The organism is Candidatus Saccharibacteria bacterium oral taxon 488 (assembly GCA_013100805.1).
GTDB lineage: Bacteria > Patescibacteriota > Saccharimonadia > Saccharimonadales > Saccharimonadaceae > Nanosynbacter.
The window spans coordinates 850,025-858,111 of record CP040000.1; the positions used below are offsets into that span (position 1 = coordinate 850,025).

Annotated in this window: 10 protein-coding genes; 4 read left to right on the plus strand and 6 right to left on the minus strand. The window is 46.5% G+C overall.

Features of this window, described 5'->3' with window-relative positions; translation table 11 throughout:
* Positions 1-40 precede the first annotated feature (40 nt).
* Positions 41-1,045 carry a glycosyltransferase gene (locus FBF27_04475; GenBank protein QJU09633.1) on the plus strand — a complete coding sequence of 335 codons (1,005 nt, stop codon included), beginning with the start codon at positions 41-43 and terminating at the stop codon, positions 1,043-1,045.
* Positions 1,046-1,097: 52 nt separating this feature from the next.
* On the opposite strand, the gene FBF27_04480 is transcribed toward FBF27_04475, so the two are convergent.
* Together FBF27_04480 and FBF27_04485 are read right to left on the minus strand one after the other, a co-directional pair.
* Positions 1,098-2,279 (minus strand): ATP-binding cassette domain-containing protein, encoded by a 1,182-nt coding sequence (locus FBF27_04480; protein QJU09634.1) that lies wholly within the window; start codon positions 2,277-2,279, stop codon positions 1,098-1,100.
* Entirely contained in the window at positions 2,280-3,089 is an 810-nt protein-coding gene (locus tag FBF27_04485; protein QJU09635.1) for an ABC transporter permease, read from the minus strand.
* 45 nt (positions 3,090-3,134) lie between these two features.
* Between FBF27_04485 and FBF27_04490 the strand changes: the two genes are divergently transcribed.
* From FBF27_04490 to FBF27_04500, 3 genes are all read left to right on the plus strand, one after another.
* Complete coding sequence (locus FBF27_04490; protein ID QJU09636.1) at positions 3,135-4,280, plus strand: glycosyltransferase family 4 protein; 1,146 nt, start codon at positions 3,135-3,137, stop codon at positions 4,278-4,280.
* Entirely contained in the window at positions 4,264-5,445 is a 1,182-nt protein-coding gene (locus tag FBF27_04495; GenBank protein ID QJU09637.1) for a glycosyltransferase family 4 protein, read from the plus strand. Before FBF27_04490 ends, FBF27_04495 begins: the two co-directional genes overlap by 17 nt.
* 71 nt (positions 5,446-5,516) lie before the next feature.
* A complete protein-coding gene (locus FBF27_04500) occupies positions 5,517-5,885 on the plus strand; it encodes a GtrA family protein (GenBank protein QJU09667.1) in 369 nt (122 codons plus the stop codon).
* Here the strand turns inward: FBF27_04500 and FBF27_04505 are convergent.
* The 4 genes from FBF27_04505 to FBF27_04520 are packed head-to-tail and all read right to left on the minus strand — an operon-like array spanning position 5,882 to position 7,867.
* Positions 5,882-6,343 (minus strand): KH domain-containing protein, encoded by a 462-nt coding sequence (locus tag FBF27_04505; protein QJU09638.1) that lies wholly within the window; start codon positions 6,341-6,343, stop codon positions 5,882-5,884. The two genes, FBF27_04500 and FBF27_04505, sit on opposite strands and share 4 nt — an antisense overlap.
* A gap of 9 nt (positions 6,344-6,352) precedes the next feature.
* Positions 6,353-7,306 carry a YidC/Oxa1 family membrane protein insertase gene (locus tag FBF27_04510; protein QJU09639.1) on the minus strand — a complete coding sequence of 318 codons (954 nt, stop codon included), beginning with the start codon at positions 7,304-7,306 and terminating at the stop codon, positions 6,353-6,355.
* A 24-nt stretch (positions 7,307-7,330) separates the two neighbouring features.
* Positions 7,331-7,678, minus strand: coding sequence for a ribonuclease P protein component (rnpA, locus tag FBF27_04515; protein ID QJU09640.1), 348 nt, complete (start codon positions 7,676-7,678; stop codon positions 7,331-7,333).
* Positions 7,679-7,729: 51 nt separating this feature from the next.
* A complete protein-coding gene (locus FBF27_04520) occupies positions 7,730-7,867 on the minus strand; it encodes a 50S ribosomal protein L34 (protein ID QJU09641.1) in 138 nt (45 codons plus the stop codon).
* Between the last annotated feature and the right edge of the window lie 220 nt (positions 7,868-8,087).

Below are 8,087 nucleotides of genomic sequence, written 5' to 3' on the forward strand. Positions count from 1 at the left end.
TTTCAATATTTTTACCAACAAAGATGCTATAATATCCCGTATGAATGCACAGAAATCCCAAGTTAAACCACCATTGGTGTCAATTATTACCGCCACCTATAATGACGAAACATACATTGAGTCCTCAATTCGCTCCGTGCTGTCACAAGATTTTACTGATTTTGAATATATCATTATCAATGACGGATCATCAGACGGCACAAAAAAAATAATTGAACGCCTTCAAAAAGAAGATAGCCGCATTCGCCTCATTAATCAAAAAAATAGCGGCCTCGTGGCTTCACTCAACCGCGGCATTACCGAAGCGCGTGGTACCTACATTGCCCGTATTGATGGCGACGATGAGTGGCTACCGCACAAGCTCAGGACTCAAGTCACTATGCTAGAGAAAAACAAAAACCTGGTTCTGGTTGGCGGTGGCGCAGAAATCATGAACCAAGATAGCGTACCAACTGGTTTTATTTTTAACGTTGCTCGTAACGAAGATATTAGACTCGGTCTTTGCATTTTTAATCAATTCTGTCATTCATCGGTCATTTATCGCCGCCAGGCAGCACTTGACGCTGGTCTTTACCCTGACACCTGTCCGGCTGAAGATTATGACCTGTTTAGTAAATTTGCCGAACATGGTGAGCTTGCCAACGTACCTTACCCTGTTTTTCGCTATCGCATTAGTGACGGCAGCATCTCGGCTAAACGGCGCGATGAGCAAAATCGTCTCGCTAAAAAGTTTTCGCTTCGCAACTGGGATATCGTTCAGCCGACGGTCACTAGTCGTGCCGATATCAAACGTGCTTTCGCCTATTATCTCAAAAATCCAATTAACCATGATTTTGGAATTAGCCATAAGCACGCCTACACTTTTGTACTAATGCGCATTGGTTATCGTATGCTTCAAAAGGGACAGGTTGGTAAGGGGCTCCGTCAGCTTTGGAACGTGGCATCAACCGGGCGCACTGCCGCCAAGATCGTTGTTAAGTGGGGACTTGATATCATTAAGATTAAGCTTCGACCATCACGTCGAAAAACAAAATCGGCTGCTTAAATGGCACAGGGATAACCAGTTTATCGTCAAACCATTAGCTGACTATCCTTTTCTATCTGTGATCGTGGCGCCACTGCCGCGGAATCAATGTTAATCCCCCAAACGACTGCCCAACTACTGAAAAGTCTTTCGTGATAGTAAATTCCTCGGCACGATAAGCAACGTCATACTTTACTGACCCATCGTGATTGAGAAGATTAACGTCAACATAGTACGATCCCGGGCCCAAGTTTACCTCGATATCAAGTGTCAGTTTTTTATCTTTTGGTAGCTCAGCGAAGCCTTCACGATTAGTAATAAAATTCGATACTAAATCACTGTCTTTGCGATACAAATCAACCATGATTGCTCGCGTCTTATCGTGGCGCCAAGCGATATCAAACGAGATAGTCTCACCAACCTTAAAGCTACGCTGCTTTTTACCTGTCGCGCCGCGGATTGTAATATCAACATTTTCACCTGTATATTGCCGATTTCTATCAATACTTGCATCAATCACTGCTTGATTAAGCCGACTATACTCATCAGCCACCTGTACCGGGTCCCCCTCTTTGATAATTGTACCGTCTTGGATTAGCACAGCACGATTACAAAACTTCTTGACCGTTTCCATATCGTGTGTCACTAGGACAACTGTCTGCCCGCTGGCTTTATACTGCTCAAATATGTCGATACACTTGCGCTGGAATGCCTCATCACCGACAGCCAACACTTCATCGAAAATCATAATATCGTTACGCGCCTTAATTGCTACTGAAAACGCCAACCGCACCTGCATGCCCGACGAATAATTTTTCAGCTTCTGATCCATGAACGGCTCAAGTTCAGCAAAGGCAACAATCTCATCATACATTGCCTCCATCTCTTTGCGGGTGAACCCAAGTAGTGCTCCGTTCAAAAAAACATTATCTCGGCCAGACAGCTCCGGGTTGAAGCCAACACCCAGTTCAATAAATGGTGTCAGCTTACCATGTAGCTGAATACTACCGCTCGTCGGTTGATATACACCGGCGAGAATTTTAAGCATGGTACTTTTTCCTGAGCCGTTCCGACCAACAACCCCGAAAAAGTCACCCTGATTAACAGTAAAACTAACCCCGTCCAATACCTTTTGGACGGTCTTTTTATTTCGTTTAATAATATTAACAAAAGCATGCTTAATGCTTGAGTTCTTGGTCTGCGGCAGCACAAACTCTTTATGTATATCCTTGATTATAATCGCCGGCTTTGCCATCTAAATATCCTCCGCAAATGAACGTTGCTTACGCTGGAAATACCACCACCCCAACCCAAATAGCCCGATGGTTATTACAATCGGGATAATCCATAGTAGTGGGTTATGAAACGTCTGCCAAATCGTTTGAGAAGCTGAATTATTGGGCATGAGTACATGCCGAGCATCCTGAATAATTTGTGTGACCGGGTTCAAAAATGCCACCTTCTGGATGATCGCTGGCATATAAATAATGGCGAAAATAATACCGCTAGCGTAAAACCCAGCCTGCAACAAAATTTCCCAAATGTACGCGATATCACGAAATGTCACATAAAGCGCTGAGAGCAGGAGAGATAGGCCAATTGATAGTAAAAATAGCTGAGCAATTATCGGAATTAGTAGCAACCACAACAAAGTTGGCATTAGACCACTTAGTAGTGCAAAAATTATCACCACAATCATCCCCAAGCCAAGGTTAATCAGCGCCGATACGGAGCTGGCAACCACTAAGAGGTGTCTTGGGATTGCTACTTTACGAATTAGTTGCCCATTTTCCACTACCGAACGAGTACCTACCATCGTTGCCTCAGAGAAAAAGTTCCATAGCACGACGCCAATTAATAACCAGACGCCAAAATATTCAATCCCTTTACTACCCTGTGGGAATGCATAGGTAAACAATACATACAAGATGCCGAATATGAACAGCGGCTTCAGAAGCGACCATACGTATCCGAGGGCAGAATTTTGGTAGCGAACCTTAAAGTCTGTGCTAACCATTGCGCGCAAAATTGCCCGATTTTTTTCATTACCAAAGAGACGTCTCACTCCCTGATTATACCAAATTACACCAAAAAGATATATACTTGTAAAATGAATCGGTTACGAGTTGTTATCGTACGAAATGCCGCACCTCATGATTTTGGTGGTGGCGAGCGATTTCCAGTGTTCTTAGCTCAGGAGCTACGAGAGCTGGGCCATTTGCCGGTTATTTTTAGTCACCACACGACACTCTGTGACTACGCTAAGCACGAACGGTTGACTTATCACCGCTCTTGGTGGTGGTCTCGACAAAACTGGAGCGGCCGGCGAGTTGTATTAACACCACTATATATACTCTGGCAGCTGCTACTCACTTTGTATTATATTATCCAATTTCATCGCTACAAAGCTGACGTTGTTCACCTGCAGAGTAAGGATGATTTTATTGCTGGGTCAATTGCTGGTAAGCTTATCGGTGCCCATGTTATCTGGACTGATCACGCCGACCTCAAACATGTCTGGAAGCAGCTCGGCGTATGGTATAAAAACCCGACTGGTAAGCTGGTTGCTTGGGCGGCACGCTTTGCCGACGCAATTACCCTCGTTAGCCAGAGTGAATGCCGTCTCGTTTCTGATAATCTGCCGTCAACCTCACCAATTCATCGTAAATTAACCGTTATCTATAATGGTGTCAACGACCAGAAACCAACACACACACCTATCAAAAGCCGCCCGTTCACGTTCTGTATCGCCGGCCGCCTGGTTGTTGATAAGGGAGTTAGCGAAGCGATCGCTGCATTCAAACGACTTCACGCTACACATCACGACACGCGCCTCATTCTGATCGGTGACGGACCAGATCGTTCACGGTTTGAGAAACAAGCCAAAGGGTTACCGGTCACTTTTCGCGGCCACCAAACAAACCCTCTCCCTGAGGTTGTCACCGCTGACGTATATCTTCATCCAACATACCACGAGGGGTTTAGTGTTTCACTCGTTGAGGCCAGTATGCTCCAACTACCAATTGTCGCCACTGACGTTGGTGGCAATCCGGAGATTATTCATCATAATAAGACCGGCCTCCTCGTCCCCGCAAAAGATTCGACAGCACTGCATCGCGCCATGGAGCAGCTATATTCTAACCCCAAGCTTCGCGTACGTCTAGCCGCCGCCGCTCGCCGTCAATATCTTGCCTCATTTGTTTTTCACATCATCGTTAAAACACAGTTTATTCCTTTGTATGAAAACGGGTTATAATATACTCATGAATATTCGTGTTGAAACCGCCGCCCTCACTGCTCCTAATATGTCTGGCGTTGGTCATTACACTCGTATGTTAACCAATAGCCTGGCTTGTTACTCACCGTCGGGGACTGAAGTTTCGGCGTTTTATTTTAATTTTTTGAGCAAGCATCGGGACCCTATTCTAGACAGCTCAATCAAGCATGAAAAACACACGCTCATACCCCAGCGGCTATTTGCCAAGCTCCAGAGTTACGGTCTACTGCTACCCTACGACCTGCTATCTTCACCTGTTGATGTCGCAATTTTTCCAAATTTCGACCGCTGGACAACCAGTAAAGCAACTATTACTGCCGTCGTTATTCACGACCTTGGCTATCTTTATTTTCCTGAGACGATTGAACGGCGCAATTTAGCCCATTTACGCCGCCGTGTCGCCCATGCAACCCGAGTAGCCGACCTCATCATTACTGTCTCGGAGTCAGTCAAATCAGAAATTATCGCCGAATACGGCGTGCCAGCCTCAAAAATTATCGTCACGCCAATACCAGCTGACCCAATTTATTCTCAACCGGGTGCAATCGACGTCGCCACCAAATACAACTTACCAACCAAGCGGTATATCTTTTCAATCGGCAATCTCGAACCGCGCAAGGATTTACCGACAATGATTGCTGCTTTTCGGGCCCTGCCAGAAAAAATCCGCAAACAATATTCGTTAGTGTTGGCTGGCGGTAAGGGCTGGAAGACCGAAACTACTGAATGTGCCATCGCTGAAGCCCAGGCCGCGGGTGAACACGTCATTCGTCCAGGCTACATCCCCCAAGAAGACGTACCTGCGTTTTATCAGCAAGCAGACCTTTTTTGCATGAGTTCCATTTACGAAGGATTCGGTATGCCGATTGTTGAAGCGCTGACTAGTGGCACGCCGGTTGTTGCCTCCGATATTCCTGTGCTCCGCGAGGCTGGTGGAAATGCGGTTCTTTACGCTCAGCCTAAGAATCCCGACGACTTCATGAAAAAAATGCTCTCTATCATCGCTGACCCGCAAAAAGCACGCCTTGATATGAAAACTGCGGTTCAAGCTCATCTCAATACTATTTCCTGGCAGAATAATACCGAGCGCCTCATCGCTGCTTTCAAGGAGGCCATTGCCGCCAAAAAACATCGCACCAACTAGGTATACTTATCATTATGGCTCGCTTCAAACACTACATCACCAACCATGCCACCAAACTTCGCTACCTCCTCATCGGTACCATCAACACCGCCATTGATTTTGGTGTGTTGTTTATGTTGACCTGGTTTATCAGCACACCGAAAGAATTAGCTAATATTATCTCGACAACCATCGCCTTTAGTTTCAGCTTCGTCGCCAATCGATCATTCACCTTTCGCTCACGCACCGGCAATGTTCGCCGTCAGCTACTCCTCTTTACCCTCGTCACCTTGTTTGGTCTCTGGGTAATTCAGACTGGCATTATTGCGCTACTCGCACCAATTTTCATCAACTTCAGTTTCAGCCAGCCAGCAGCACTATTTATCAGTAAGCTCATCGCCACCGTTGCCAGCCTCATCTGGAACTACCTGCTCTATACCAACGTTGTCTTCAAAGATTAAGAACTCTTCTGTGAAATCACCAAGTGTCGCGCACGGCCCTCGCCCTCAGAATGGGTCTCAATATCACTATAGTCACTCGCCACGCGGTGCACTACCCAGCGATCAGCTGAATTTAGTTCAATAATTTTCGTCTCGCCCGTCCGCCGTACTTCTTCGATCCAGCCGCGCGCCTTGTCAGCAATCTTTTCGGCATGCTGCTTCTTATAATCAGCGATATCAATATTCACTCGCACCAGCGCCGCCTGACGGTTACGCAAAATTGCTGACACCACCGTCTGTAGACTCCGCAGTGTCTCCGCATTCCGCCCGATGAGTAAACTATTGCGCTCACTCGATGGCACAACGGCCTTGATAACATCGTCTTCAACGCTAACATCAACATCCAGATTGAGATCAAAGAACGCCAAAAAATCCTCTAGGTATTTCTTGACAAATTCAATGGTCGCGATTTGATCCATATAACCTCCTTAATCCTTCGCCTTTATCCGCGTAATGTTCGCCTCAGTCGCTGTGGCTGCTCGTTGCGAAGCGGCTTTTGATTTTTTCACTGACGTTGTCGCTGACTTACTCGTAGATTTCGACGCTCGCTTTTCGCCGGCAATTTGCTGTATCTCTGTCCCGTCTTGCTTGAGAATAATGGCGTTTTGGATATAAGCAGCGATATTTGAGGTTGCCATGTAGAGCGCCAGCGCCCCTGGCAGACTGATCATAATAAGGAACATAAACACCGGCATAACCTTCATCATTTTGCGTGTAACAATGGCGTTAACTTCGGTTTGATCGGCGTTCTTGCCCTCGCCCGCTTCCATCAGCACATCACGTAGCCGCTTCTTACTATCCGAACTTGGCGACATCTGCTTTGATAATAAATACTGCAAAACAGCTGCCACCAGGGCGAGGATGAGCAGTCCGATTGATACGCCATTTGATGATAACGCCTGCTTTGTCAGGTCCATCAGCCCCAAGAAATTCTGGTTAAAGTGATCCGGATTAGCGATCAAATGCTTGACCGGTCCCCACTGCTCCATCACGTCGTATGTGTACTTAGCAAGCTCTGAACGCTGCAATACGAATATCTGCACCACACGATAAATCGCGATCAGTACTGGCAGCTGGATAAGGAGTACTAGGATAGAGCTCATCGGCTTGATGTTATGCTTTTTATACACATCCATCATCGCCATCGCCCGCATCTGTGGATTGCTCTTATATTTTTTGTTCAGCTTGGCAAGTTCGGGCTGTATCTTGCGCATCGCTTTAGCCTGGTGGAGTTGCTTCTTAACTAGTGGCCACAAGAGTAACCGCACAATTATTGTAAATAGTACAACGCTAACCCCAAAATCACCGCCTGGAATCAGCGCGTAAATCGCCATCAGCAAGTTAAAAATTGGTTGCACAATAACCACATCAAACATGTTCATATCCCCATTATACCAGAGGTAGCACTATTTATACAGCCCGGCTTGCGAAAAGAGTTGTTTTACTGCCGTTCTTAAATCGTCATGCGGCATCAGTAGCACCTCCGGCGAAAACACCATAATGACGACATCAAACCCGCCCCGAACATACAGCAATTCTAGTCGGATAATTTCGTAAATTCGGCGGCGAACACGATTGCGCTTAACGGCAGACTTGAGCACCTTCTTGCTAATCACTACCGAAAACCGACCATGGCGGCGGCGTGGATTGGCAATATATTTCATGGTGAGCTGCGACGAGCGGATCGCCTGACCGCGCATATAGACGTAGCGCAGGCTACCATGGCCATGAAATCGGTTGACGTGACGTAACATAGGTCCAGTATAGCAAAATCCCGCCCTGTTAGGCGAGGCGGGAGTTTACATTTAGATAGCGATTTTGGCGCGACCCTTGAGGCGACGGCGCTTCAGAACAGCGCGACCAGCCTTGGTCGAAACACGAGCTCGAAAACCGTGCGTCTTGGCGCGATGTCGCTTGTGTGGTTGAAATGTTCGCTTTGGCATATCGTCATTTAGTGTAGCCTTTTTTGACATTTTTTGCAAGCCATGGATAAACTTTCCACTGTTTCTGCTGTTTTTTCCACATATTTATCAGGGGTGGCTCATTGTTGTGGAAAAATCACCTCGAGAGGCCCTAGATTTTATGATGGCGCCTGTGCTTGTGGAAAAGTCTGATTTTTTGCTATAGTAGGGTCATCAAGCTAGTTCCGAGGGGGAAGGTATT